This window comes from Streptomyces violaceus (assembly GCF_036014075.1).
Taxonomy (GTDB): Bacteria; Actinomycetota; Actinomycetes; order Streptomycetales; family Streptomycetaceae; genus Streptomyces; species Streptomyces violaceus.
In genome coordinates this window covers 4468140-4493292 of record NZ_CP107911.1, presented here as the reverse complement: position 1 = coordinate 4493292, position 25153 = coordinate 4468140, and the positions used below count along the sequence as shown (strand labels likewise).

General features: G+C 72.4%; 23 protein-coding genes. 16 read left to right on the top strand and 7 right to left on the bottom strand.

The window, feature by feature from the left end; genetic code table 11:
* Positions 1–76 precede the first annotated feature (76 nt).
* The gene (locus OG542_RS20155) at positions 77–1360 is read left to right on the top strand and encodes a cytochrome P450 family protein (protein WP_311126661.1); all 1284 of its coding nucleotides are present in this window, start codon (positions 77–79) and stop codon (positions 1358–1360) included.
* Here OG542_RS20155 and OG542_RS20150 read toward each other — a convergent pair.
* Together OG542_RS20150 and OG542_RS20145 are read right to left on the bottom strand one after the other, a co-directional pair.
* Complete coding sequence (locus tag OG542_RS20150) at positions 1338–2261, bottom strand: NAD-dependent epimerase/dehydratase family protein (protein WP_328412750.1); 924 nt, start codon at positions 2259–2261, stop codon at positions 1338–1340. The genes OG542_RS20155 and OG542_RS20150 overlap by 23 nt on opposite strands.
* On the bottom strand, positions 2258–3274 hold the full coding sequence (locus OG542_RS20145; RefSeq protein ID WP_311126663.1) for a ScbA/BarX family gamma-butyrolactone biosynthesis protein: 1017 nt from the start codon (positions 3272–3274) through the stop codon (positions 2258–2260). The genes OG542_RS20150 and OG542_RS20145 overlap by 4 nt, the downstream gene beginning before the upstream one ends.
* A 172-nt stretch (positions 3275–3446) precedes the next feature.
* Between OG542_RS20145 and OG542_RS20140 the strand changes: the two genes are divergently transcribed.
* The 4 genes from OG542_RS20140 (at position 3447) to OG542_RS20125 (ending at position 7046) form a co-directional block, all read left to right on the top strand.
* Positions 3447–4112: a ScbR family autoregulator-binding transcription factor gene (locus OG542_RS20140; RefSeq protein ID WP_193479211.1), complete on the top strand. Its 666-nt coding sequence runs from the start codon at positions 3447–3449 to the stop codon at positions 4110–4112.
* Between the two features lie 107 nt (positions 4113–4219).
* Positions 4220–5653, top strand: coding sequence for a DUF2252 domain-containing protein (locus OG542_RS20135; protein ID WP_328412747.1), 1434 nt, complete (start codon positions 4220–4222; stop codon positions 5651–5653).
* A 71-nt stretch (positions 5654–5724) separates the two neighbouring features.
* On the top strand, positions 5725–6594 hold the full coding sequence (locus tag OG542_RS20130; protein ID WP_408057773.1) for a hypothetical protein: 870 nt from the start codon (positions 5725–5727) through the stop codon (positions 6592–6594).
* Positions 6595–6716: 122 nt separating this feature from the next.
* Positions 6717–7046 carry a rhodanese-like domain-containing protein gene (locus OG542_RS20125; protein ID WP_328418015.1) on the top strand — a complete coding sequence of 110 codons (330 nt, stop codon included), beginning with the start codon at positions 6717–6719 and terminating at the stop codon, positions 7044–7046.
* An 18-nt stretch (positions 7047–7064) separates the two neighbouring features.
* Here OG542_RS20125 and OG542_RS20120 read toward each other — a convergent pair whose 3' ends face one another.
* On the bottom strand, positions 7065–8198 hold the full coding sequence (locus tag OG542_RS20120; RefSeq protein ID WP_328412746.1) for an acyl-CoA dehydrogenase family protein: 1134 nt from the start codon (positions 8196–8198) through the stop codon (positions 7065–7067).
* A 352-nt stretch (positions 8199–8550) separates the two neighbouring features.
* Here OG542_RS20120 and OG542_RS20115 point away from each other — a divergent pair, with 352 nt between their 5' ends.
* The 3 genes from OG542_RS20115 (at position 8551) to OG542_RS20105 (ending at position 11431) form a co-directional block, all read left to right on the top strand.
* Positions 8551–9306 (top strand): DUF5819 family protein, encoded by a 756-nt coding sequence (locus tag OG542_RS20115; RefSeq protein WP_328418013.1) that lies wholly within the window; start codon positions 8551–8553, stop codon positions 9304–9306.
* Positions 9303–10541: an HTTM domain-containing protein gene (locus OG542_RS20110; protein WP_328412745.1), complete on the top strand. Its 1239-nt coding sequence runs from the start codon at positions 9303–9305 to the stop codon at positions 10539–10541. Before OG542_RS20115 ends, OG542_RS20110 begins: the two co-directional genes overlap by 4 nt.
* 140 nt (positions 10542–10681) lie before the next feature.
* On the top strand, positions 10682–11431 hold the full coding sequence (locus OG542_RS20105; protein ID WP_328412743.1) for a TrmH family RNA methyltransferase: 750 nt from the start codon (positions 10682–10684) through the stop codon (positions 11429–11431).
* A gap of 69 nt (positions 11432–11500) precedes the next feature.
* Here the strand turns inward: OG542_RS20105 and paaN are convergent, their stop codons facing one another.
* A complete protein-coding gene (gene paaN, locus OG542_RS20100) occupies positions 11501–13192 on the bottom strand; it encodes a phenylacetic acid degradation protein PaaN (protein ID WP_328412741.1) in 1692 nt (563 codons plus the stop codon).
* Positions 13193–13352: 160 nt separating this feature from the next.
* On the opposite strand from paaN, the gene OG542_RS20095 reads away from it, so the two are divergent.
* Positions 13353–14870, top strand: coding sequence for a 3-hydroxyacyl-CoA dehydrogenase (locus OG542_RS20095; protein ID WP_328412739.1), 1518 nt, complete (start codon positions 13353–13355; stop codon positions 14868–14870).
* Complete coding sequence (locus tag OG542_RS20090; RefSeq protein ID WP_328412737.1) at positions 14867–15457, top strand: TetR/AcrR family transcriptional regulator; 591 nt, start codon at positions 14867–14869, stop codon at positions 15455–15457. The genes OG542_RS20095 and OG542_RS20090 overlap by 4 nt, the downstream gene beginning before the upstream one ends.
* Positions 15458–15464: 7 nt before the next feature.
* On the opposite strand, the gene OG542_RS20085 is transcribed toward OG542_RS20090, so the two are convergent.
* Entirely contained in the window at positions 15465–15950 is a 486-nt protein-coding gene (locus OG542_RS20085) for an Lrp/AsnC family transcriptional regulator (protein WP_328418011.1), read from the bottom strand.
* A gap of 190 nt (positions 15951–16140) precedes the next feature.
* On the opposite strand from OG542_RS20085, the gene pdhA reads away from it, so the two are divergent.
* The 6 genes from pdhA (at position 16141) to OG542_RS20055 (ending at position 23121) form a co-directional block, all read left to right on the top strand.
* Positions 16141–17292 carry a pyruvate dehydrogenase (acetyl-transferring) E1 component subunit alpha gene (gene pdhA / locus OG542_RS20080; protein ID WP_311126671.1) on the top strand — a complete coding sequence of 384 codons (1152 nt, stop codon included), beginning with the start codon at positions 16141–16143 and terminating at the stop codon, positions 17290–17292.
* Positions 17289–18293, top strand: a complete 1005-nt coding sequence (locus OG542_RS20075; RefSeq protein ID WP_261682798.1) for an alpha-ketoacid dehydrogenase subunit beta — start codon at positions 17289–17291, stop codon at positions 18291–18293. The genes pdhA and OG542_RS20075 overlap by 4 nt, the downstream gene beginning before the upstream one ends.
* Positions 18293–19600, top strand: a complete 1308-nt coding sequence (locus OG542_RS20070) for a dihydrolipoamide acetyltransferase family protein (RefSeq protein ID WP_328412734.1) — start codon at positions 18293–18295, stop codon at positions 19598–19600. Before OG542_RS20075 ends, OG542_RS20070 begins: the two co-directional genes overlap by 1 nt.
* A gap of 85 nt (positions 19601–19685) precedes the next feature.
* The gene (locus tag OG542_RS20065; RefSeq protein WP_328412732.1) at positions 19686–20648 is read left to right on the top strand and encodes an NTP transferase domain-containing protein; all 963 of its coding nucleotides are present in this window, start codon (positions 19686–19688) and stop codon (positions 20646–20648) included.
* On the top strand, positions 20645–22018 hold the full coding sequence (locus OG542_RS20060; RefSeq protein WP_328412730.1) for a molybdopterin molybdotransferase MoeA: 1374 nt from the start codon (positions 20645–20647) through the stop codon (positions 22016–22018). The genes OG542_RS20065 and OG542_RS20060 overlap by 4 nt, the downstream gene beginning before the upstream one ends.
* Positions 22015–23121: a potassium channel family protein gene (locus OG542_RS20055; RefSeq protein ID WP_328412728.1), complete on the top strand. Its 1107-nt coding sequence runs from the start codon at positions 22015–22017 to the stop codon at positions 23119–23121. The genes OG542_RS20060 and OG542_RS20055 overlap by 4 nt, the downstream gene beginning before the upstream one ends.
* Before the next feature lie 7 nt (positions 23122–23128).
* Here OG542_RS20055 and OG542_RS20050 read toward each other — a convergent pair whose 3' ends face one another.
* Together OG542_RS20050 and OG542_RS20045 are read right to left on the bottom strand one after the other, a co-directional pair.
* Positions 23129–23977: an ABC transporter permease gene (locus OG542_RS20050; RefSeq protein WP_328412725.1), complete on the bottom strand. Its 849-nt coding sequence runs from the start codon at positions 23975–23977 to the stop codon at positions 23129–23131.
* Complete coding sequence (locus OG542_RS20045) at positions 23974–25008, bottom strand: ATP-binding cassette domain-containing protein (protein ID WP_311126677.1); 1035 nt, start codon at positions 25006–25008, stop codon at positions 23974–23976. The genes OG542_RS20050 and OG542_RS20045 overlap by 4 nt, the downstream gene beginning before the upstream one ends.
* Between the last annotated feature and the right edge of the window lie 145 nt (positions 25009–25153).

Below are 25153 nucleotides of genomic sequence, written 5' to 3'. Positions count from 1 at the left end.
AAACCGGGTGGCAAGTTTTTCCGGTGGCCGGATCGCACCATGGTTCCCCAGCCTCTGGACCAAGGAGCGAAGTGTCATGGCACAGCAGGCCTGTCCCTTCCTGATGATCGACCCGTCAGGCCAGGACCTCTACGGCGAGATATCCCGGATCCGGGCCCAGGGCCCGGCCGTCGAGGTGGAACTCCCCGGCGGCGTTCGGGCGTGGTGGATCAACGGCCTGGAGCTGAACAAGCGGCTCCTGGCCGGCCCCGAGACGAGCAAGGACGCCTTCCAGCACTGGCCGGCCTGGATCAACGGGGACATCTCCCGCACCTGGCCGCTCGCGATCTGGGTCTCGGTGCGCAACATGGTCACCGCCTACGGAACCGACCACAGCCGGCTGCGCAAGCCGATGGCCGCCGCCTTCACCAAGCGGCGCGTCGAGGCGCTGCTCCCGCGCGTCCAGGAGATCGTCGACCGGGCGCTGGACGAGCTGGAGCGGATCCCGGATGGCGAAGTCGTCGACCTGCGGGCGGCGTTCGCGGCGTCGGTGCCGCACGAGGTGGTGTGCGAACTCTTCGGCGTACCGGCCGGCGAGGACGGTCCGCGCGGGGCCCTCTACCGCATCATCAACCGCTTCTTCGACACGGCGATCTCCCTGGAGGACGCCCAGGCCAACGGGGTCGAGCTGTACGGCACGCTCACCGCGTTCCTCCAGGACAAGCGCGAGCACCCGGCCGACGACCTGACGACGGCCCTCATCGCCGCCCGCGACGAAGGCAGCCTCAGCGAACAGGAGTTGATGGACAACCTGATCCTGCTGCTCACCGCCGGTTTCGAGACGACCGTCAACCTCATCGACAACACCGTGCACAGCCTGCTCGCCCACCCCGACCAGCTCGAACTGGTCCGCTCCGGGCGGGCGACCTGGGAGGACGCCCTCGAGGAGTCGCTGCGCCTCGAAGCGCCGGGCGCCATGTCCGGTCTGCGCTACGCCGTCGAGGACATCGAGATCGAGCCGGGTCTGACGATCCCGAAGGGCGACCCGCTCGTGGTCTCCTTCGCCGGCGCCGGACGCGATCCCGAGCGGCACGGCCCGGACGCCGAGCGGTTCGACCTCACCCGTGCCACCAGCCGCGACCATGTGTCCTTCGGCCACGGCGTGCACCACTGCCTGGGCCGGCCGCTGGCCATGGCCGAGGCCACGGCGGCCCTGACGTCCCTGTTCGACCGCTTCCCGCGACTGGCCCTGGCCGACCCGTCCCGCCCGCCGAAGCGGCTGCGCTCCATCATCTCGACGGGGCACGAGGAACTGCCCGTACTGCTGCACGGCCCCCGTCTCGAAGAGGAGGAGACGGTCAGGAAGCCGTCCGGTCGCTGAGGAACGAGCGGTACCAGGGTGCCGCGCGCGTGAAGGCCGCCGCGAAGCCCTCGCCGGGCGAGCAGTCGAGGTCCTTCCAGAAGCCGTCGTCCTCGAACCAGTGGTCGACCGTGAGCATGCCGAGGTGATGGAGGGCGAGCGGTGACCCGGCGGACCGTTCCAGGGCGGTGGCGACATCCACCGCCGCACCGCCGCCGGGCTCCTCCACCTGCGCGCACACGGCGCCGAGCAGGTCCGCCACCCCGATTGGCTCGGGGTGGTTGACATGGTGCACACCGCCGCCGTGCGCCGGGGACAGGGCCGCCGCCACCACCGCACGGCCCAGGGTTTCGACGTCGATCATCGACTGGAGTGCCGCGCAGCCGGTCAGGGTCGCCGACAACTCGCCCAGCAGCCACACCAGTCCGGGGACGACCCAGCGGTCGCCCTCGCCGTAGACGAGGTGCGGCCGCAGCACCAGGCCGCCCGCGTCGAGGACGTGCCGTTCGGCGGCGGCCCGGGTGCGGCTGGTGGCCGACGCGGGCGCGATCGGCACCTCCCCGGGGCGTACGCCGCGGAAGGGGCCCCGGCCGTACACGGCGGCCGTGCTCACGTACACGATCCGGCCCACCCCGGAGCGCACGGCCTCCTCGACCAGGGCCCGCGTGCCCAGGTCGTTGACGGCCTCGACGGTCTCGGCGTCGCCGCTGATCCGGGTGGCGCAGTGCACCAGGACGTCGGTGTCCGCGCAGGCGCCGCGCAGGGAGGCCGGGTCGCCGAGGTCGCCGTGGACAAATTCGGGGCCGGGCGGTGTCCGCCGGGACAACCGCCGTACGCGCACGCCGGGTTGCCGGTGCGCGGCGGCGGCCACCTGGGTGCCGACGAAGCCGCTCGCGCCCGTGATCAGAAGGTTGGCCGTCACGACAGCGACCGTACCCGGGCGGGCCGTGCGGAGGTCAGCGTGGCGGTGAAGACGGACTCGCCGTCCTGCCGCCCCGAGACCCGTACGGTCACCTCCTCCGGGTCCGTGCCGAGCACCTCGGTCTCCAGCCGGCAGGGGCTGTGCAACTCGGCGTACCGGGCGAAGGTGGCCGTCATCGCGCGGGGCAGGAAGGGGTGCTGTCCGGTCGCGGCGGTCGCTGCCTGGCGGGCCGCCTCGAACAGGGCCATGCCCGGCACGTGGTCGTTGGGGCGGGGGAAGAGGACCGGGTGGCGGGTGTCCAGGCGCAGCAGCCAGACACCGGGGCGGTCGGCGGGGGCGAGGACGACGTCCTCGGCGCGAGAGCGGCCGGCGAGTTCGGGCGCGATGCCCGGCAGCAGCGGCACCGGAGTCTCCAGGGCCGCCAACTGCCGTTCGCGCAGACGGCGGTAGGCGAGCGGCGAGGTACAGCCGGTGCTTCCGGTGCCGCGGGCGACGAAGCGTCCCGCGCGGCGGAACTCCATCGTGGTCCGCATGCTGCTCAGGCCGCGACCGCGGCGGCGTACCTCGGAGCACACGACGTCGATGTCGACCGGTTCGGCGGCGTCCGACAGCGCGAGCGCGGACGGGTCGGCGGTGACCGTCAGGTCCCACATGACGAAGTGGGTGTCGGCCGGGGCGCCGTACTCGGCGTGGGCGAGCACCATCGAGGCCTGCCGCAACGTTTCTCCCACGATCATCGGGTCCTGGTGGCGGTCGTCCACGGGGCCGAAGAAGGGGTGGGCGGCGGGCCAGTGCGCGGTGAAGCGGAAGCGGGCGTCGGAGATTCGGCGCCACCGGGTGGGGAAGACGTCGGTGCCGGTGGTGCGGTGGGCGAGGTCCGCGGTGACGGTGGTGTGGGGGGCGGGCTCGTCGTATGGCGCGTTCTCGACGGCCGCGACGGTTCTGTTTGCCGGAGGGGCCTCGCGTCCGGTCTGATCGTCCGTGGGTGCGCTTAAAGGTCCTGTCTGCGGCATGAGAACCCCCAGGATCTGCTGCCTGGCTGCGGTCGGTATCGGATGTGGACGGTTGACTAAGATACGGACGAGCCGGTTTTTTTCAAAGGGTGAGCCAAGCCGCTGGGACAGGCTCTCGCGCCCCCGCTGCACAGTGACTTCACAGGGATCGACGGAGATCAGGAGGCACCCGATGGCGCGACAGGAGCGCGCGATCCGCACCCGGCGGACCATCCTGGAGGCGGCGGCGGCCGTCTTCGACGAACGCGGCTACACCTCGGCGACCATCGGGGAGATCCTGGACCGGGCGGGCGTCACCAAGGGCGCGCTGTACTTCCATTTCGGCTCCAAGGAGGAGCTCGCGATCGGAGTGTTCGAGGAGCAGCTCGCGATCCCCCTCCCGCCGCAGTCCAGCAAGCTCCAGGAACTCGTGGACTCCGGTCTGGTGCTGGCCCGCCGGCTGCGGTCCGAGCCGCTGGTGCGGGCCAGTGTGGGGCTCGCCCTCGACCAGGGCGCCATGGATCTCGACCGCGCACAGGCCTTCGGAATGTGGTTCGAACAGAACGTTCAGCGGCTGGCGGAGGCCAAGGCGCAGGGCGAACTGCTGCAGCATGTCGACGTGGCGGAGACGGCCGAGCTGCTGGTCGGCAGCTTCTCCGGGGTGCAGCTGCTGTCCCAGCTGCGCTGCCAGCGGCGGGATCTGGAACGCCGTGTCGTCGTGATGTTCGAGCACTTCCTGCCGAGTATCTGCGTGCCCGCGGTGCTGGCCCGGCTCGACGTCTCGGTGGAGCGGGCGGAGCGGGTGCTGGCCGAGGTGGCGGAGGTGGCGGAAGGGCAGGTGCTCCCCGCTCCCGCGTGAGTTGTCCCCAGCCGGGGAGTTGTCCACAGGGTCTGACGCGTTTCGGCCGCCCGGATGTACGGTCGGCACGAGTTGATGTTCGTGCGCGTGCGGGGGAGGCGGTTGGGATGACCAGGGCTGGAGTGGGGGCCGAGGGCATGGCAGCGGACGGGACGGACCGTCGGCTGCCCCGGGTGCGCGGCTTCGCCGAATGGCCGGCCGAGGGCTCACCCAAGGACGAGGGCAAGGCCCTGCGCAAGCGGATCCCGCGGAGCGCGCACTCCCTGCTCGACCTGGACGCGTCCCGGCCCGACGCGGTGAGCGCGGTCGAGGAGTCGGGCCGCGGCCGGCTCCCCGAGCTCACCCCGATCCGGGTCGGCCGCATGGCCGCCACCCCGTTCGCGTTCCTGCGCGGCGCGGCGGGCCTCATGGCCTTCGACCTGGCGCGCACCCCCATGACCCGGATCCGGGCCCAGATCTGCGGCGACGCCCACGCGGCCAATTTCGGCCTGTACGCCGACGCGCGCGGCGGCCTGGTCATCGATCTGAACGACTTCGACGAAACGGTGCACGGCCCCTGGGAGTGGGACCTCAAGCGCCTCGCGGCCTCCCTGGTGCTCGCGGGCCGGGAGGCCGGCGCGGACGAGGACCGGTGCCGCAAGGCGGCCTACGACGCGGTGGGCGCCTACCGCCGCACCATGCGGCTGCTGGCCAAGCTCCCGGTGCTGGACGCGTGGAACGCGATCGCGGACGAGGAGCTCGTCTCCCACACGGACGCCCACGACCTGCTCGGCACGCTGGAGCGGGTCTCCGAGAAGGCCCGCCACAACACGAGTGGGCGCTTCGCGGCCAAATCGACGGAGGCCACGGAGAGCGGAGGGCGCCGCTTCGTCGACGCCCCGCCGGTGCTGCGGCGCGTCCCGGACGCGGAGGCCGCCGCGGTGGCCGCGTCCCTGGAGGAGTACGTCGGCACCCTGCCGGAGGATCGCCTCCCGCTCCTCGCCCGGCACGCGGTGCACGACGTGGCGTTCCGCGTCGTCGGCACCGGCAGCGTCGGCACCCGGTCCTACGTCGTGCTGCTCCTGGACCACCGGGGCGAGCCGCTGGTGCTCCAGGTGAAGGAGGCGCGGGCCTCGGCGCTGGTGCCGCATCTGGTGACCGCCGGTTTCGAGGCGCCGGAGGCCGTGCACGAGGGCCGGCGGGTCGTGCTGGGCCAGAAGCGGATGCAGGTCGTCAGCGACATCCTGCTGGGCTGGACGACGGTCGACGGTTTCCCCTTCCAGGTCCGCCAGTTCCGCAACCGCAAGGGCAGCGTCGATCCGGCCGCGCTTGCCGCCGACCAGATAGACGACTACGGCCGGATGACCGGCGCGCTCCTGGCCCGGGCGCACGCCCACAGCGCCGATCCTCGCCTCATCGCCGGGTACTGCGGCAAGAGCGAGGAGCTGGACGAGGCGATGGCCGCATTCGCCGTGGCCTACGCGGACCGGACCGAGGCGGATCACGCGGATCTGGTGGCGGGGGTGCGGGCGGGGAAGGTCGCCGCGGAGATGGGGGTCTGACCCTGGGGATGCCTCGGGCGGGTGGCCGTCCGGGGCACAGGGGCGGGCGCGGCGTGGCCTAGGCTGGTCGGGTGACGACCCCGGAAGCTGAGCAGGGCGGTGGCGGCGCCGATGAGGAACGGGTGACGCCCGAAGGCGACGCGGCCCGTGCCGAAGGTGACGCGGCCCGGCCCGAGGAGCGGCTCGAGCGGGCCGTGCGGGCCGCCGAGCAGGCGTTGATCGAGTACGAGATCGCGGTGGAGACCTTCCGCGTCGAGGTCGAGAACTTCTCCCGGCTGCACGAACAGAAACTCGGTCCGCTGTACGCCCGGCTCGAGGACCTGGACGCCCGGATCCTCGAGGCCAGGGCCGCCCGCAGCGGCGACCCCGAGGACCGGCGGCGCGCGGAGGAGGCCAGATCGCGGCTGGCGCCCATCCCCGGCGTCGAGGAGCTGCTGCACGGCTGGATGGACGACAGCGGCCTGTTCCCGGAGGCCGTGTCGATGCTCACGGACCAGGCGGTCCGGCCCCCGCAGCGGGTCCGCCCCAGCGAGGAGGCCCGCAAGCTCTACCGGGACCTGGCCCGCAAGGCGCACCCGGACCTGGCTCAGGAGGAGAAGGAGCGCGAGCGGCGCGAGGAGTTCATCACCCGGGTCAACGCCGCCTACGCCCGTGGCGACGCGGCGGAGCTGCGCGAGCTCGCCGAGGAGTGGGCCAAGGGGCCCGAGCTGAAGCGGGGCCCGAGCCGCGCCGAGGAGCTCTACAACCGCCTCGAATGGCTCGCCCAGCGCAAGGAACTGCTCGCCCTGCTCGCCAAGGAGCTGGAGGAGAGCGCCATCGGCCACATGCTCCAGCTGGCCCCGGACGACCCGGACCGCCTTCTGGACGAGATCGGGCAGCAGCTGCGCACCCAGGTCACCGAGCGGGAGACGGAGCTGGCCACGTTGCTCGGCGAGGGCTGAGCTGCGAGGCCGAGCTGTGAGGGCTGAGCCGCGAGGGCTGAGAGCCGCTGGGGCCGAGCCGCGTCCCGTCCGGCCCGTGGGGCGGGTCGGGTAGCGTCGGAGGCATGAGTTCTGGAGCTGGTGTGCCCACGGTCGAGGTCGCTGACCTCAAGGACGGCGACTTCCTGCTGGACGTCCGCGAGGAAGACGAGTGGAAGGCCGGTCACGCCGAAGGGGCGCTGCACATCCCCATCAGCGAGTTCGTCGCCCGGTACGGCGAGCTGACCGAGGCCGCCCCGCAGGACGGCCGCGTCCATGTGATCTGCCGCTCCGGCGGCCGGTCCGCCCAGGTCACGATGTACCTGGCCCAGCAGGGCATCGACGCCGTGAACGTCGACGGCGGCATGCAGGTGTGGGAGGCGGCGGGCCGTCCCGTGACGACGGACGACGGGCAGCAGGGGTTCGTTCTCTAGCCAGTCCTGGGTGCCGGGTCAGGCCAGGGGGTGTGCCGCGAGCAGGTCGCCCAGGGCCTCCTCGTGGGCCGCGGCCGGGCCGAGCGACAGTTCCAGGTGCTTGGCCCAGGCGTGGTACCGGTGCAGGGGGTAGTCGACGTCGGCGCCGAACCCGCCGTGCAGATGCTGCGCGGTCTGCACGACCCGGCGTACTCCCTCCGCCGCCCAGATCTTGGCGACGGCGACGTCACCGGCGGCGGGCAGCGCGCCGGGTGCCCCCGAGGCGATGCGCCACGCGGCCTGCCACAGCGTGGCCTCCATCGCGCGCAGGTCGATGTAACGGTCGGCGGCCTGCACGGCGACGGCCTGGAAGGTGGCGATCGGGAACCCGAACTGCTCCCGCCGGCTCGTGTACTCCCCGGTCATCCGCAGTACGCGCTCCCCGAGCCCGAGCGCCAGCGCGCACGTGCCGGTGGCCAGCAGGTCCCGCAGCCACTCCCACGCCCCCTCGGCGTCGATCACGTCCCGCTCGGTGAGCCGGGCCGACTCCAGCCGCAGCTCGCCGAGCCGCTCACCGCTGGTGGAGAACTGCTCGGCGAGGACGGCCCCGGGGTGCTCGCGGGGCACCAGGGCCAGGACGGTCCGGCCGGTCGCGGTGTGGGCGGGCACGACCGTGACGTCCGCGTCGTAGGCCCACGGCACGGCCGTCTGCACCCCGTCCAGCACCCAGGCCTCGCCGTCCCGCCGTGCGGTCACGGCGAGCTCGGCCGGGTCGTGGCCGGTGCGGCCGTGCGCGGCGACGGTCAGCACGATCTCGCCCCGGCCCGCCCGGGCGAGCAGGGCGGACTTCGCCTCGTCGCTCCCGAAGGCCTGGACGGCCGCCGCTGCCGCGCTGCTCTCCAGCAGCGGCACCCTGGCCAGCACCCGCGCCGACTCCCGCAGCACCAGGCACAGCGCTATGGCGTCCAGGCCGGCCCCGCCGTACCGCTCGTCGAGCAGCAGGCTCAGCAGGTCCGCGCCGGCGAGCCCGGCCCACAGAGCGTGGTCGTGGGTCTCCGCGACGGCGCCGGGGGTGAGCGCGGGGCTGGGCACGGCGTCGGGGGCGACCCCGGCGAACACGCCCTTCGCCGCCTCGGCCGCCGCCTGCTGCTCCTCGGTGAAGGTGAAGTCCACGGTGCCTGTCCTTCCGGGCCGATCCCGTTGAGCTGACGGGGCGTCAAGATAGAACAGGTTCTAGAAGAAGGGAATGGGTGTACGGGCGGGCGCCGTAGGGTGTCCCTCCTGTGGGCGACCTGCCGGGGCGCCCTGTGGATAACCTGCGGGGGTCCCCTGTGGACCAGGGGGACCGCCGCTCCCGGGCGGTCGCGGGCGCCGTACGGTCGGCTTCCACGGTGTGGCGACGGCCACGGCCGGGACCGGCGGACAGGGGCTGTGCCGGGGTGGGTGGCCTGAGTACCGTGCCCGTGCCGAGGCCGCGCGACGGTACGCGGGCGGCACGACGGACCGGGATCTGGAACGGGGCGGAATGGACGCGTACGACGAGGGCTCGAGCGCCCCGCACGGGCCGGACGGCCCGCCCGGCCCGCCCGGGCTCGCCGAGCCGGGTCCGCCCGACCCGCCCCGCTCCGGCATCGCCGCGCTCTCCCTCCCCTCTCAGATCGGGGTCGCGCTGGCGCTCGCGGTCGTCGCGATCGGGGTCTGTGTGCATATCGCGATGACGTTCCTGCATGTCGCGCCGGCGAACACGGTCACCAAGGAGCACGGCCGGGCCGTGGACGACTGGATCTATCCGGAATTCGAGCAGAACTGGAAGCTCTTCGCCCCGAACCCGCTCCAGCAGAACATCTCGATCCAGGCCCGCGCCGAGGTCCGCGGCGCGGACGGCGAGAGGCTGAGCACCGGCTGGTACGACCTGTCCGCCGAGGACGGCCGGGCCATCGACGGCAATCTGCTGCCCAGCCACACCCAGCAGAACGAGCTGCGCCGCGCCTGGGACTTCTTCACCGCGACGCACGACAGCGAGAGCCGCCCGGTCGGCCTGCGAGGATCACTCTCCGAGTCGTATCTGCGCCGGATCGTGGTGCTGCGCCTCGACCGCGACGACGCGGCGGGCGCCTCGGCCGGGGACGGCGGTGTCATCGAGCGCGTCCAGGTCCGCTCCCGCACCACCAACGTGCCCCCGCCGAAGTGGAGCCGGGAGAAGGTCTCCACGACGCCGTCCTACCGCGAGCTGCCCTGGTGGCCGGTGCCGCGGGACGAAGCCCGGGGAGGCATGCGGTGAACCGCTTCTCCCTGGCCGTCTCGCGCGGCATCGCCCGTGTCACCGAGGCCGCCCTCGGCCCGTACCAGACGGCCGTGATCCGCATCGGCTTCAGCGCGACCTGGCTGCTGTTCCTGCTGCGCGAGCTGCCCCACCGCCATGAGCTCTACGGTCCCGACGGGCCCTGGAGCTGGGGTCTCGCCGAGCAGCTGATCGGGACCAACAAGGCCTTCACCACTCTGATGTGGTCGGACGGCCGGATCTGGTTCGAGCTCGTCTACGCGCTCGCGATCCTGTCCAGCGCCCTGCTGCTGCTGGGCTGGCGCACCCGCACCATGTCGGTGCTGTTCATGGTCGGCGTGCTGTCGCTGCAGAACCGCAGCGTCTTCATGGGCGACGGCGGCGACAACGTGCTGCACCTGATGTCGGTCTACCTGGTCTTCACGCGCTGCGCCCAGGTCTGGTCGCTGGACGCCCGGCGGGCCTCGCGTGCCCGGGACGCCCGTGCGCGCGGCGAGCGGGTCACGGACCGGACCGGCCCGGCCCTGTGGGGCGTGCTCGGGTTCGCGCTGCTCGCGGCGACCCTGGCCGGCCGGATGGACGGCGACGACCTGCTGATACCCGTGCTGCTGTGGACCGTGTGGGCGGCGCAGGCCCTGTGGTGGCTGGTCGGGCGCCGCGCGAGGTCCGGCGAACCGCGGATCCTGCTCGACGTCGTCGCCAACATCGTGCACAACGGCGCCCTGATCGTGATCATGGCCGAGGCGTGCCTGATCTACGCGACGGCCGGCTGGTACAAGATCCAGGGTTCCCGCTGGCAGGACGGCACCGCCGTCTACTACCCGCTCCACCTGGAGTACTTCTCGCCCTGGCCCGCCCTCGCCGACCTGCTGTCCTCCAGCGGCACGATGGTGATGCTCGTGACCTACGGGACGGTCCTCGTACAGGTCGCCTTCCCGTTCACGCTGTTCAACCGGCGGGTGAAGAACGCACTGCTGGCGATCATGATCACCGAGCACGCCGTGATCGCCGTCGTCCTGGGACTGCCGTTCTTCTCGCTGGCGATGATCGCGGCGGACGCGGTGTTCCTGCCGACGTCCTTCCTGCGCCGCCTGGGCGGCTGGACGGCACGCGCGCGTGACCGGCTGCTGCGCCGGCCCGGCGGGCGCGAGCCGGTGCCCGAGCAGCACGCCCCGGAGAGTTCCCAGGCCACCTTGATTGCGGGCAGGGTGCTCGGTCCTTCAGGGCCGGGGTGAATGCCCGTTCCCGCGGAGCGGGGCAGGGAAGCCGAATCGCCGTCAGGGCGATTCGGTGTTGTCCAGATGCTGGGGCGCGGCATGCCACTGGCCGTTGCGTTTAAGAGGGGGAGGATGTCAAGCACGTAGGCTTCGGGGGCATGACCGACCCCGTGACCGTCTGGCACCGGCTCGCCGGCAGCGCCGTCCTGCTCGACGGCTTCCACGCCCTCAAGCACGCGGTGCGGTTCGGCGCCGAGGTGCCGGTGGCGGTCACCGCCGACCGGGCGGCCGCACTCGCCCTCGCCGACGAGCTGGCCCCGGACGTACGGGACGCGCTGGGCGCGCTGCTCACGGAGGTGCCGCACGAGACGTACGCGTCGTTCGTGCCGCGCCCGCACCCCACCGCCGTGGCCGCGCTCGCCGTACGCCCCTCCCGCGAGTCCAACCTCGCGCGGCTGGCGCGCACGCCCCGCACCACCCCGGTCGTGGTCCTCGACAATCCGCGCAACCTGGGCAACGCGGGGGCGGTGATCCGCCTGGCCGCCGGCTTCGGCGCGACGGGCGTGGTGACGACCGGGACGGTCGACCCCTGGCATCCGACGGTCGTACGCGGCGGGGCGGGCCTGCACTTCGCGACGGCGGTGGAACGGCTGGAGGTCCCCGATCTGCCGCCCGGCCCGCTGTTCGCCCTCGACCCGGAGGGCGACGACATCCGGGGCATCAAGCTCCCGGACGACGCCGTCCTCGCGTTCGGCTCGGAGCGCACCGGCCTGTCGACGGAACTACGTGATCGTGCGGACCACTTGCTGTCCCTGCCGATGCGTCCCCAGGTCAGCAGCTACAACCTGGCGACCAGCGTGGCGATGACCCTGTACCACTGGAGCGCGGGCTCCGGGGCGCCCCTATAGGGGCGCGGGGAACTGCGCGACAAGCCACGATGCACCGTCAGCCGCGCAATCACCGCACGCCCCGAGCTCCTAGGCTTCCCGCCGTACCTCGACAACCCTGAACCGGTTGGCGACGAACGCCCCGTCGCACAGCGCCGCACTCGCCGCTGGATTCCCTCCCGACCCATGGAAGTCGGAGAACGCGGCCGTCTGGTTCACATACACCCCACCCGTCAGATTCAGCGACAACTGCGCCGCCTCCTCCAGACAGGCCTCCCGCACGTCCTGCTCGACCTCCGGGTCGGTGGTGTACGCCCCGACGGTCATCGCGCCCTTCTCGCGCACGGTCCGCCGCAGCAACTCCACCGCGTCCGAGGCCGAGTCGACGGCGACGGCGAAGGACACCGGCCCGAAGCACTCGCTCATGTACGCGGCCTCCGCGTCCGGCTTGGCCCCGTCCAGCTTCACGATCACCGGCGTACGGACGGCCGCGCCCGGGAAGTCCGGGTTGGTGATCTCCCGGGAGGCCAGGGCGACCTCGCCCAGCCCCGCCGCTGCCTCCAGCCGGGCCTTCACGTCCGGGTTGACGATCGCGCCCAGCAGCGCGTTGGCCCGGGCGTCGTCGCCCAGCAGCCCGTCGACCGCCTTGGCCAGGTCGGCGACCACCTCGTCGTACGACTTGGGGCCCTGGTCCGTGGAGATGCCCACACGGGGGACGAGCAGGTTCTGCGGGGTCGTGCACATCTGGCCGCTGTACAAGGACAGCGAGAACGCCAGGTTGGAGAGCATGCCCTGGTAGTCGGCCGTGGAGTGGACGACGACGGTGTTGACGCCGGCCTTCTCCGTGTAGACCTGTGCCTGACGGGCGTTGGCCTCCAGCCAGTCGCCGAACTCGGTCGAACCCGTGTAGTCGATGATCCGGATCTCCGGACGCGTCGCCAGGGTCTTCGCGATGCCCTCGCCGGGCCGCTCGGCGGCCAGCGCCATCAGGTTCGGGTCGTAACCCGCCTCGGCGAGCACCTCGCGCGCGACCTGCACGGTCAGCGCGAGTGGCAGCACCGCGCGCGGGTGGGGCTTGACCAGGACCGCGTTGCCGGTGGCGAGGGAGGCGAACAGGCCCGGGTAGCCGTTCCACGTCGGGAAGGTGTTGCAGCCGATCACCAGGGCGATGCCGCGCGGGACCGGGGTGAACTGCTTGGTCATGGCCAGCGGGTCGCGCTTGCCCTGCGGCTTGGTCCACTCGGCGTTGTCGGGCGTGCGCACCTGCTCCACGTACGCGTACGCCACCGCTTCCAGGCCGCGGTCCTGCGCGTGCGGCCCGCCCGCCTGGAACGCCATCATGAAGGCCTGGCCTGAGGTGTGCATGACCGCGTGGGCGAACTCGTGCGTCCGGTCGCTGACGCGCTTGAGGATCTCCAGGCAGACCACCGCGCGCTGCTCCGCGCCCGCGTCCCGCCAGGCCCGCTGTCCGGCTTTCATGGCGGGCAGCAGTACGTCGAGGTCCGCGTGCGGGTACGTCACGCCCAGGGCGACGCCGTACGGGGACGTCTCGCCGCCCACCCAGTCGTCGGTGCCGGGCTGGCCCAGGTCGAGGCGTGTGCCGAGCAGGGCGTCGAAGGCGGCCTTGCCCGCCGCGGCGTCCAGGCTGCCGTGCTCCCCGTAGGCCTTGGGGTGCTCGGGGTGCGGGGACCAGTACGCGCGCGTGCGGATCGCCTCCAGCGCCTGGTCGAGGGTGGACCGGTGCCGGGCGATCAGCTCGTGCGCCGAGAGTGCGGCGGTCATGGGTGACCATCTCCTCGTCTCAAGAACTCTTCGTCGAGTTCATGACCTGGGCAGAATCCTGGGCAGGAACACTCGGACAGAGCTAGAGTAACCGAACGATCGGTCGGTTCAAGGGGGTCCGCCGCATCTGTGGAAAACCCCGTGCGGGAGGATCGCGCACATGACAGCACTCGACCTCAGCAGCCCCGTGGCCGTCGTCGGCACCGGCACCATGGGCCAGGGCATCGCCCAGGTCGCGCTGGTCGCGGGCCATCCCGTACGGCTGTACGACACCGTCCCCGGGCGGGCCCGGGAGGCGGCCGAGGAGATCGGCGCGCGCCTGGACCGGCTCGTCGAGAAGGAGCGGCTCACCGGCGCCGACCGGGACGCCGCCCGCGCCCGGCTGCTGCCCGCCGAGACCCTCGCCGAGCTCGCGGACTGCGCCCTGGTCGTCGAGGCGGTCCTGGAGCGGCTGGACGTCAAGCAGGACCTGTTCCGCGAGCTCGAGGGCATCGTCGCCGACGACTGCCTGCTCGCCACCAACACCTCGTCCCTGTCCGTCACCGCCATCGGCGGCGCCCTGCGCTCCCCCGGCCGCTTCGTCGGCCTGCACTTCTTCAACCCGGCGCCGCTGCTGCCGCTGGTCGAGGTCGTCTCCGGGTTCGCCACCGACGTCACGTACGCCACGCGCGCGTACGAGACCGGCCGCGCCTGGGGCAAGACGCCGGTCGCCTGCGCGGACACCCCCGGCTTCATCGTCAACCGCATCGCCCGGCCCTTCTACGCCGAGGCCTTCGCGGTGTACGAGGCACAGGGCGCCGACCCGGCCACCATCGACGCCGTGCTGCGCGAGTCGGGCGGCTTCAGGATGGGCGCGTTCGAGCTGACCGACCTGATCGGCCAGGACGTCAACGAGTCCGTCACGCGGTCGGTGTGGCAGTCCTTCTTCCAGGACGTGCGCTTCACGCCGTCCCTCGCCCAGCGGCGCCTGGTCGAGTCCGGCCGGCTGGGCCGCAAGACCGGCCAGGGCTGGTACGACCACGAGGACGGCGCCGAGCGCCCGGAGCCGGACACGGCGGAGCGGCGGCAGCCGCCCGCGTACGTCGTCGCCGAGGGCGACCTCGGCCCGGCGTCCGACCTGCTCGCGCTGATCCGCGAGGCGGGCATCCCGGTCCGCGACGAGGACGACGACAACGGCACCCGCATGGTGCTGCCGAGCGGCGGCCAGCTCGCCCTCGCCGACGGGCAGACCTCCGTGGAGTTCCGGGACGTCGTCTACTTCGACCTCGCCCTCGACTACCGCAAGGCCACCCGGATCGCCCTGTCCGCCTCCCAGGACACCTCCCCGCAGACCCTCGCCGAGGCCATCGGCCTCTTCCAGGCGCTGGGCAAGCGGGTCAGCCTCATCGGCGACGTACCCGGCATGATCGTCGCCCGCACGGTCGCGCGGATCATCGACCTGGCGCACGACGCGGTCGCCAAGGGCGTGGCCACCGAGGAGGACATCGACACCGCGATGCGCCTCGGTGTCAACTACCCCCTGGGTCCCTTCGAGTGGAGCCGGAAACTCGGCCGCTACTGGGCCTACGCGCTCCTGGACGACCTCCACCTGCGCGACCCCTCGGGGCGCTACACGCCGTCCCTCGCGCTGTACCGCCACGCCCACGCCTCCGACAAGCGGGAGGGCACAGCCTCATGACCACCGCCAAGCGCGACACGTACACCCCGGACACCCTGCTGTCCGTCGCCGTCCAGGTGTTCAACGAGCGCGGCTACGACGGCACCTCCATGGAGCACCTCTCCAAGGCGGCGGGCATCTCCAAGTCGTCGATATACCACCACGTCGCCGGCAAGGAGGAACTGCTGCGCCGCGCCGTGAGCCGGGCCCTGGACGGCCTTTTCGGGATCCTCGACGAGGAGCACGCGCGCGAGGGTCGCGCCTCCGAGCGCCTGGAGTACGTCGTGCGGCGCATGGTCGAGGTGCTCATAGCCGAGCTGCCCTACGTGACCCTGCTGCTGCGGGTGCGCGGCAACACGGACACCGAGCGGTGGGCCCTGGAGCGGCGCCGCGACTTCGACCACCGGGTGGCCGACCTGATCAAGGCGGCGGCCGCGGACGGGGACGTGCGCGGCGACATAGAGGTCCGGCTGGTGACCCGGCTGGTCTTCGGAATGATCAACTCGATCGTGGAGTGGTACCGGCCGGACGGGCGGGGCATGAACGAGCGCGAGGTGGCCGACGCGGTGGTACGGCTGGCGTTCGGAGGCCTGCGCAAGGCCGGGTGACCTGTCGCTAGCCCTGCGGCTCCAGGTCCTCCTCCTCGAACACCAGCAGCGTGCGTGTGCTGAGCACCTGCGGGATCGCCTGGAGGCGGGTCAGCACCAGTTCGCGCAGTGACCGGTTGTCGGACACGTGCACCAGCAGCAGCACATCGAAGTCCCCGCCCATCAGGGCGATGTGGGAGGCGCCCGGCAGTTGTCTGAGCTCCTCGCGCACCGTGCGCCAGGAGTTCTGCACGATCTTCAGCGTGATGTACGCGGATGTCCCCTGACCGGCCCGCTGGTGGTCGACGCGGGCGCCGAAGCCGCGGATGACACCGTCCTCGACGAGCCGGTTGATACGGGCGTAGGCGTTGGCGCGCGAGACGTGGACCCGTTCGGCGACCGACCGTATCGAGGCGCGGCCGTCGGCCTGGAGCATGCGCAGGATGTCCTGATCTATGGCGTCCAGGGGTCGCGGCGGCGGCAGCACAGCGCCGGCGTCCTGCCCTTCGGCCATTTGTTCAGATGCCACCTGCGCCGACCTCCTTACCATGGACGTACTGCGTCCATCACAGGCTGTGGAGAACCGTTTGTCCACAGCCTGGGGTCACCCATAGCCAAATTGTGCCGTCGACCGAACAATCGGTAGGTGAGGCGGGTCACAGCCGACACGCCTCCCGTAGCCGCTCCCACGAGGAGGTGCCGTCATGACGGTCATGGAGCAGCGGGGCGCGTACCGGCCGACCCCGCCGCCCGCCTGGCAGCCCCGCATGGATCCCGCGCCGCTGCTGCCCGACGCCGAGCCGTACCGCGTCCTCGGCACCGAGGCCGCCGCGAAGGCCGACCCGGAACTGCTGCGGACGCTGTACGCGCAGCTGGTCCGCGGCCGCCGCTACAACGCGCAGGCCACCGCCCTCACCAAGCAGGGCCGCCTCGCCGTCTACCCCTCCACCACCGGCCAGGAGGCCTGCGAGGTCGCCGCCGCGCTCGTGCTGGAGGAGCAGGACTGGCTCTTCCCGAGCTACCGCGACACGCTCGCCGTGGTGGCCCGCGGGGTGGACCCCGTCGAGGCGCTCACGCTGCTGCGCGGCGACTGGCACACCGGCTACGATCCGTACGAGCACCGGGTCGCCCCCCTGTGCACCCCGCTCGCCACGCAGTTGCCGCACGCCGTGGGCCTCGCGCACGCCGCCCGCCTCAAGGGGGACGACGTGGTCGCGCTGGCCATGGTCGGCGACGGCGGCACCAGCGAGGGCGACTTCCACGAGGCGCTGAACTTCGCCGCCGTCTGGCAGGCCCCCGTCGTCTTCCTGGTGCAGAACAACGGCTTCGCGATCTCCGTCCCGCTCGCCAAGCAGACCGCGGCCCCGTCGCTGGCCCACAAGGCCGTCGGCTACGGCATGCCCGGCCGCCTGGTCGACGGCAACGACGCGGCGGCCATGCACGAGGTGCTCTCCGACGCCGTACGGCACGCGCGTGCGGGCGGCGGTCCCACCCTGGTCGAGGCGATCACCTACCGCGTCGACGCCCACACCAACGCCGACGACGCGACCCGCTACCGCGGTGACGCCGAGGTCGAGACCTGGCGCGAGCACGACCCGATCCAGCTGCTGGAGCGGGAGCTGACCGCGCGCGGCCTGCTCGACGAGGCCGGCAAGCAGGCCGCACGGGACGCCGCCGAGGCGATGGCCGCCGACCTGCGCGCGCACATGAACCAGGACCCGGCACTCGACCCCATGGACCTGTTCACCCACGTCTACGCCGAGCCCACCTCCCAGCTGCGCGAGCAGCGGGACCAGGTGCGGGCCGAGCTGGAGGCCGAGGCCGAGACCGGCCCGGAAGGGGGCACGCACCGATGACCACCGTCGCCGTCAAGCCGGCCACCATGGCGCAGGCCCTCACGCGCGCGCTGCGCGACGCCATGGCCGCCGACCCCGCCGTGCACGTCATGGGCGAGGACGTCGGCACCCTCGGCGGCGTCTTCCGCGTCACCGACGGACTCGCCAAGGAGTTCGGCGAGGACCGCTGCACGGACACCCCGCTCGCCGAGGCGGGCATCCTCGGCACGGCCGTCGGCATGGCGATGTACGGCCTGAGGCCGGTCGTGGAGATGCAGTTCGACGCGTTCGCCTACCCGGCGTTCGAACAGCTCATCTCGCACGTGGCCCGGATGCGCAACCGCACCCGAGGCAGGATGTCCCTGCCGATCACCATCCGCGTCCCCTACGGCGGCGGCATCGGCGGCGTCGAGCACCACAGCGACTCCTCCGAGGCGTACTACATGGCGACTCCGGGGCTCCATGTCGTCACGCCCGCCACCGTCGCCGACGCCTACGGCCTGCTGCGCGCCGCCATCGCCTCCGACGACCCGGTCGTTGTCCTGGAGCCGAAGCGGCTGTACTGGTCGAAGGACTCCTGGAACCCCGAGGAGCCGGCGCCCGTTGAACCGATAGGCCGCGCGGTGGTGCGGCGCTCGGGCCGGAGCGCCACGCTCATCACGTACGGGCCGTCCGTACCCGTCTGCATGGAGGCGGCCGAGGCGGCCCGGGCCGAGGGCTGGGACCTCGAAGTCGTCGACCTGCGCTCCCTGGTGCCGTTCGACGACGAGACGGTGTGCGCCTCGGTACGGCGGACGGGACGCGCGGTCGTCGTCCACGAGTCGGGCTCCTTCGGGGGCCCGGGCGGGGAGATCGCGGCCCGGGTCACGGAGCGCTGCTTCCACCACCTGGAGGCGCCGGTGCTGCGCGTCGCCGGGTTCGACGTCCCGTATCCGCCGCCGATGCTGGAGCGCCACCACCTGCCCGGTGTGGACCGGATCCTGGACGCCGTGGGGCGTCTGCAGTGGGAGGCCGAGAGCTGATGGCACAGGTGTTGGAGTTCAAGCTGCCCGACCTCGGTGAGGGGCTCACGGAGGCGGAGATCGTGCGCTGGCTGGTGGAGATCGGCGACGTCGTCGCCATCGACCAGCCGGTCGTCGAGGTCGAGACGGCCAAGGCGATGGTCGAGGTGCCGTGCCCCTACGGCGGTGTGGTCACGGCCCGCTTCGGCGAGGAGGGCACGGAACTGCCTGTCGGGGCGCCGCTGATCACGGTGGCGGTGGGGGAACGGGCGCCGTCCGGCGGTGGTGTGGAAGAGGCCCGGACCGAGAGCTCGGGGAACGTCCTGGTCGGATACGGCACGTCCGAGGCACCCGCGCGGCGACGCAGGGTGCGGCAGGAGCCGGTGGCCGGTGCCGCCCCCACCACGGCGGTGAACGGGCGGGCAGGTGTCCCCGAGGCCGAGGACGGACCTCTCCCCGTGATCTCGCCCCTGGTCCGCAGGCTGGCCCGGCAGAACGGCCTCGACCTGCGGGAGCTGACCGGCTCCGGGCCCGACGGGCTGATCCTTCGGGCGGATGTGGAGTACGCCCTGCGCGCCGCGCCCCGTCCCGCAGCGACAGAGGCCCCCGCACCCCGGCCCGCCGCGACAGCCGCCCCGGGCGAGATCCGTACGCCCCTCAAGGGCATGCGGGGCGCCGTCGCCGACAAGCTGTCCCGCAGCCGCCGCGAGATCCCCGACGCGACCTGCTGGGTCGACGCCGACGCCACGGAGCTCATGCGGGCACGCACGGCCATGAACACGGCCGGCGGGCCGAAGATCTCCCTCCTGGCCCTGCTGGCCCGGATCTGCACCGCGGCCCTCGCCCGGTTCCCCGAGCTCAACTCCACCGTGGACGCGCAGGCCAGGGAGGTCGTCCAGTTCGACCACGTGCATCTGGGCTTCGCGGCCCAGACCGACCGGGGGCTCGTGGTCCCGGTGGTCAGGGACGCGCACGCGCGGGACGCCGAGTCGCTGAGCGCGGAGTTCGCCCGGCTGACCGAGGCGGGCCGGACCGGGACGCTGACGCCCGGCGAACTCACCGGCGGGACCTTCACGTTGAACAACTACGGCGTCTTCGGCGTCGACGGCTCCACACCGATCATCAACCACCCCGAGGCCGCCATGCTCGGCGTCGGCCGCATCGTCCCCAAGCCCTGGGTGCACGAGGGCGAGCTGGCGGTGCGGCAGGTCGTCCAGCTCTCGCTCACCTTCGACCACCGGGTGTGCGACGGTGGCACGGCGGGCGGCTTCCTGCGCTACGTGGCGGACTGCGTGGAACAGCCGGCGGTGCTGCTGCGGACGCTGTGATTCCGTTCCGGCGCGCGGCCGTTCCCGGTGATCGCGTCGGATCCCCCGCGTTCCATGTGATCGCGGGGGCACGCATACTCGGGGGGTGACCGCGTACGAGCCTCCCGGTGAACCCGGCGCCGGCCCCGGCCCCGCGCAGGGGACGGACCCCGCCGCCCACGACGCCGTCGTGCTCGCCGGCGGCGCCGCCCGGCGCCTCGGGGGCGCGGACAAACCCGGGGTGCGCGTCGGCGGGCGGGCCCTGCTCGACCGGGTGCTCGCCGCGTGCGACGGCGCCCGCACCACCGTCGTCGTGGCCGCGCCCCGGCCGACGGCACGGCCCGTGACCTGGGCCCGCGAGGACCCGCCCGGCGGCGGACCGCTCGCCGCACTCGACGCCGGGCTCCGGCACACCACGGCGGAGCACGTCGTGGTGCTCTCCGCCGACCTGCCGTTCCTCGAGGAGCGGACCGTCGGCCGGCTGCTGAGCACGCTCCGGGGGAGCGCCGCCGACGGCGTGCTGCTGACCGACCCCGACGGCCGCGACCAGCCGCTCGTCGCCGCGTACCGCACACGGCGTCTGCGCGAGACGCTCGCCCTCCTCGCCGACCGGCACGGCGGTCCGCACGGTCTTCCGCTGCGGCGTCTCACAGCCGAGCTGAACCTCACCCGCATCTCCGACCCCGTCGCGTCTTTCGACTGCGACACCTGGGACGACATCGCCTCCGCCAGGGCACGCATCAGGGAGCATGGGCACGTGTTGGATGAATGGATTTCCGCGGTCAAGGACGAGCTCGGGATCGACCTCGACGTCGATGTGAAAGAGCTGCTCGACCTCGCCCGCGACGCCGCCCACGGCGTGGCCAGGCCCGCCGCGCCGCTGACCACCTTCCTCGTCGGCTATGCGGCCGCGCGGGCCGGCGGGGGCCCCGAGGCGGTCGCCGAAGCCGCCCGCAAGGCCGTGGCCCTCGCCGCCCGCTGGGCGGAGGAGAGCACCCCGCAAGCCTCGGGGGACCGGCCCGACGTCGCCCCCGACGCGACGCCCGACACCCGCCCGGACGCCGGATGACCCCGCGTGGCACCCGCACCGGTGAGGACGCCGAAGATCTCGACGTCGAGGAGGTGCTCGCCCTCGTGAACGAAAGCAACGGCACCCATCTGCCCGACCCCGCCGCACGAGGTGAGAAGGACAGCACCCCCACACCACCCCGTAAGCCGGACACCCGGCACCGGGCCACCCCCTGGCCACAGGCCCGGGACATCGCCGAACGCGCCGCCCGGAGCGCCACCCGGGCCGCCCGCCGCGACCCCGTCTCCGTGCCCCTCGACGCCGCCCTCGGCCTCACCCTGGCCACCCCCCTCGACGCCCTCACCGACCTTCCCCCCTTCGACACCTCCGCGATGGACGGCTGGGCGGTCGCCGGGCCCGCCCCCTGGGACGTACGGGACGAGGGCGTCCTGGCCGGGCACGTCGGGCAGGCGCCGCTGACCGACGGCGAGGCCGTCCGGATCGCCACCGGCGCCCGCATCCCCGCGGACACCACGGCCGTCCTGCGCAGCGAGCACGGCCGCACCGACGACAAGGGCCGTCTGCACGCGACCAGGGGCGTCGTCCCCGGCCAGGACATCCGCCCCCGGGGCCAGGAATGCCGCACCGGCGACCAACTCCTGCCCGTCGGGACCCTCGTCACCCCGGCCGTCCTCGGACTCGCCGCGGCGGCCGGCTACGACACGGTCACCGCCGTCCCCCGCGCCCGCGCCGAGGTCCTCGTCCTCGGCGACGAGTTGCTCACCGAGGGGCTGCCGCACGACGGTCTGATCCGGGACGCGCTCGGCCCGATGCTCCCGCCCTGGCTGCGGGCGCTCGGCGCCGAGGTCACCGCCGTACGACGCGTCCGCGACGACGCCGACGCCCTGCACAGGGCGATGACCACGTCCGACGCCGACGTCGTCATCACCACCGGCGGCACCGCCGCGGGCCCTGTCGACCACGTCCATCCCACCCTGCGCCGCATCGGCGCCGAACTCCTCGTGGACGGCGTCAAGGTGCGCCCCGGCCACCCCATGCTGCTGGCCCGCATCACGGAGACCCAGCACCTCGTCGGGCTGCCGGGCAACCCGCTCGCCGCCGTCTCCGGACTGCTGACGCTCGCCGAGCCGCTGCTGCGGACCCTCGCCGCCCGCCCGGCCCCGGAGCCGTACACGCTGCCGCTCAGGGACGCCGTGCACGGGCACCCGCACGACACCCGGCTCGTGCCCGTCGTCCTGCGCGGCGATGAGGCCGTGCCGCTGCACTACAACGGCCCGGCCATGCTGCGCGGCATCGCGGCGGCCGACGCGCTGGCCGTCGTGCCCCCGGGCGGCGCCCGCCCGGGGCAGGAGGCGGAACTGCTTGACCTGCCCTGGGCGTCCGCGGGGATCGGGGTGTGTTTCACGTGAAACTTCCGGGCCAGGACGCGATCGCCCGCCAGGCGGACGAGCATCTGGTGACCCATCGGGTGAAACTCCCCAAGAAAGTGGTGGAGCACCCGATCCGCCAGGTCCTCAAACGGCTCTCCATGGCGCTGGTGGTCCTCGTCGCCACCGCGCTGATCGTCTACGCCGACCGTGACGGATACAACGACAACGCGGGCGGGGGCATCACCCTCCTCGACGCCTTCTACTACGCGACCGTCACCCTTTCCACCACGGGCTACGGTGACATCACCCCCGCCAGTGACGCCGCCCGGCTCACGAACATCCTCGTCGTCACGCCCCTGCGCGTGCTGTTCCTGATCATCCTGGTCGGCACCACCCTCGAAGCCCTCACCGAACGCACGCGGGAGGAGTGGCGACTGACCCGTTGGAGGTCCACCTTGCGTGATCACACCGTCGTCGTCGGCTTCGGCACGAAGGGCAGGTCGGCGATCCGGACCGTCTGCGCCACGGGTCTGAAGAAGGAACAGGTCGTCGTGGTCGATCCCAGTTCCAAAGTGATCGACGCCGCGACCGCCGAGGGCTACACGGGCATCGTCGGGGACGCGACCCGCAGCGAGGTGCTGAAGCGCGCCGAGGTACACAAGGCGCGTCAGATCATCATCGCGACCCAGCGCGACGACACGGCGGTGCTGGTGACGCTGACGGCCCGGCAGCTCAACCGCGGGGCGAAGATCGTGGCCACGGTGCGGGAGGAGGAGAACGCGCCGCTGCTCAAGCAGTCCGGCGCCGACGCGGTCATCACCAGCGCCAGCGCCGCCGGCCGTCTGCTCGGTCTGTCCGTGCTCAGCCCCTCCGCCGGCATGGTGATGGAGGACCTCATCCAGCAGGGCAGCGGGCTTGATCTCGTCGAACGGCCGGTCGTCAAGGCCGAGGTGGGCAAGAAGCCGCGCGAGGTCGCCGACCTGGTGGTCAGTGTCATACGCGGCCACCGGGTGCTCGGCTACGACGATCCGGCCATCGGGACGCTGGAGCTGACCGACCGGCTCATCACGATCGTGCGGAAGACACCGGCCACACAAGTCGCCCCCGACATCCGGCCGATGCCGCCGATGCCCCGCAACTGACCGAGCCCTACTTCCGGTTGTACAGCCGCATCGTGATCGGCCCGAAGACCAGCACGAACAGTCCGGCCCAGCCCAGCGACCAGGCGACCTCGTCGGCCGGCCAGTCCCCGCCCATCAGGCCGCGCACCGCCGAGGCCAGATGGGTGATGGGGCTGTTGTTCACGAAGGCCTGGAGCCAGCCCGGCATGGTCGTCGGGTCGACGAACACGTTGGACAGGAAGGTGAGCGGGAAGATCACCATCATGCTGACGCCCATCACCGACTTCTCGGTGCGCAGCATCAGCCCGAACATCGTCCAGATCCACGAGAAGGCGAACGAGAAGAGCACCAGCAGGGCGATCCCAGCGAGCATACCGCCGATCCCGCCGTCCGGCCGGTAGCCCAGGATGATGCCGACGGTGAGCATCACGACCGACGCGATCGTGTACCGCAGGGCGTCGCCGAGCAGATAGCCGACCATGGTCGACGGCCGCCAGATCGGCAGGGTGCGGAACCGGTCGAAGACGCCCTTCTCGATGTCCGTGTTGACCGAGACACCCGTGTACATCGTGATCATCACGACCGACATCACGAGGATGCCCGGCAGCAGGAACTGGATGTACTCCTTCGGCGAGCCGGCCAGCGCCCCGCCGAACAGGTACGTGTACATCAGCACCATCATGATCGGGAACGCCGTGACGTCGAAGAGCTGCTCCGGCACGTGCTTGATCTTGAGCATCGCCCGCCAGCCGAACGTCATCGAGGCCGACAAGGCGCTGGGCCGCGACGGCCGCTCCTTGGCGATGAGCAGCGCGGCGAGCGACTCGGTGCTGACCGGGGCGAGTTCCTTGGCCTCGGTGGTCGTCGTGGTGCTCATGCCGCCACCTCGTCCTTCGGGTCGTGGGAGTGGCCGGAGCCGGCCGAGCGGTCGGAGTCGTGCGTGTCGTGTCCGGTGAGGGCGAGGAACACCTCGTCCAGGCTGGGCTGGCCCAGCGAGAAGTTGTCGACGGTGATCCCGGCGCCGGCCAGCTCGTTCAGCGCGCGGGCCGCCTGCTGGGCCGCGGTGTCGTCGCTCGCCGCCGTACCGAGGCGGGCGGTCAGGGCCACCGGGTCGGGCTCCGGCTGCACCTGCGCGTCGAGGGTCCGGCGCAGCAGGTCGGCCGCGAGGCTCCGCTGGTCGGGATCTCGTAGCCGTAGATGGACGGACCCGGCGCCGACGGACGACTTCAGCTCGCCCTTGGTGCCCTCGGCGATCACTCTACCGCGGTCGATGACGGCGATCCGGGACGCCAGTTGGTCGGCCTCGTCCAGGTACTGCGTGGTCAGCAGCACGGTGGTGCCCTGGGCGACCACGGCCCGCACGATGTCCCACACCTGGTTGCGGCTGCGCGGATCGAGGCCGGTCGTCGGCTCGTCGAGGAACAGCAGGTCGGGGGTACTGAGGATGGAGGCGGCGATGTCGATCCGGCGCCGCATACCGCCCGAGTAGTGCTTGACCTGCTTCGCGGCGGCCTCCGTGAGCCCGAAGGCCTCCAGGAGCTGGGCGGCGCGGTCCCGGGCGGCCTTCTTGTGGTGGCCGAGCAGCCGGCCCAGCAGGACCAGGTTCTCGGTGCCGGTGAGGTCCTCGTCCACCGACGCGTACTGGCCGGTGAGGCTCACCCGGGCGCGCACCTCGTCCGCCTCGCGGACGACGTCGTGGCCGAAGACATGCGCTTGGCCGCCGTCCGGCCGCAGGAGTGTGGCGAGCATCTTCACGGTGGTGGTCTTGCCGGCGCCGTTCGGGCCGAGGACGCCGTAGACCGTGCCGGCGGGCACGGACAGGTCTACTCCGTCGACGGCCCTGGTCTCGCCGAACGTCTTCACCAGGCCCGCGGTCTCGATCGCCAGGCCGGACGTCTGCGTGCTCATGTTTCGGGTCCTTCCGAGTACGTGGGCTACGCATGAGGAGACCTTTACCGTCGCGCAAACTCATCGGTCCCGCACATGGATTTTCGCCAGAACCGGACCAATGACGTAGGGGGAGCCGCCCCAGGCAAGAAGGGGGACGGAGCGG

Bases quoted from the DNA above. Each gene is read 5' to 3' on its own strand.
- OG542_RS20155 (WP_311126661.1), top strand. From the start codon at position 77: ATGGCACAGCAGGCCTGTCCCTTCCTGATGATCGACCCGTCAGGCCAG.
- OG542_RS20145 (WP_311126663.1), bottom strand. From the start codon at position 3,274: ATGCCGCAGACAGGACCTTTAAGCGCACCCACGGACGATCAGACCGGA.
- OG542_RS20140 (WP_193479211.1), top strand. From the start codon at position 3,447: ATGGCGCGACAGGAGCGCGCGATCCGCACCCGGCGGACCATCCTGGAG.
- OG542_RS20135 (WP_328412747.1), top strand. From the start codon at position 4,220: ATGACCAGGGCTGGAGTGGGGGCCGAGGGCATGGCAGCGGACGGGACG.
- OG542_RS20115 (WP_328418013.1), top strand. From the start codon at position 8,551: ATGGACGCGTACGACGAGGGCTCGAGCGCCCCGCACGGGCCGGACGGC.
- OG542_RS20105 (WP_328412743.1), top strand. From the start codon at position 10,682: ATGACCGACCCCGTGACCGTCTGGCACCGGCTCGCCGGCAGCGCCGTC.
- paaN (WP_328412741.1), bottom strand. From the start codon at position 13,192: ATGACCGCCGCACTCTCGGCGCACGAGCTGATCGCCCGGCACCGGTCC.
- OG542_RS20095 (WP_328412739.1), top strand. From the start codon at position 13,353: ATGACAGCACTCGACCTCAGCAGCCCCGTGGCCGTCGTCGGCACCGGC.
- OG542_RS20090 (WP_328412737.1), top strand. From the start codon at position 14,867: ATGACCACCGCCAAGCGCGACACGTACACCCCGGACACCCTGCTGTCC.
- OG542_RS20085 (WP_328418011.1), bottom strand. From the start codon at position 15,950: ATGGCCGAAGGGCAGGACGCCGGCGCTGTGCTGCCGCCGCCGCGACCC.
- pdhA (WP_311126671.1), top strand. From the start codon at position 16,141: ATGACGGTCATGGAGCAGCGGGGCGCGTACCGGCCGACCCCGCCGCCC.
- OG542_RS20075 (WP_261682798.1), top strand. From the start codon at position 17,289: ATGACCACCGTCGCCGTCAAGCCGGCCACCATGGCGCAGGCCCTCACG.
- OG542_RS20070 (WP_328412734.1), top strand. From the start codon at position 18,293: ATGGCACAGGTGTTGGAGTTCAAGCTGCCCGACCTCGGTGAGGGGCTC.
- OG542_RS20060 (WP_328412730.1), top strand. From the start codon at position 20,645: ATGACCCCGCGTGGCACCCGCACCGGTGAGGACGCCGAAGATCTCGAC.
- OG542_RS20050 (WP_328412725.1), bottom strand. From the start codon at position 23,977: ATGAGCACCACGACGACCACCGAGGCCAAGGAACTCGCCCCGGTCAGC.
- OG542_RS20045 (WP_311126677.1), bottom strand. From the start codon at position 25,008: ATGAGCACGCAGACGTCCGGCCTGGCGATCGAGACCGCGGGCCTGGTG.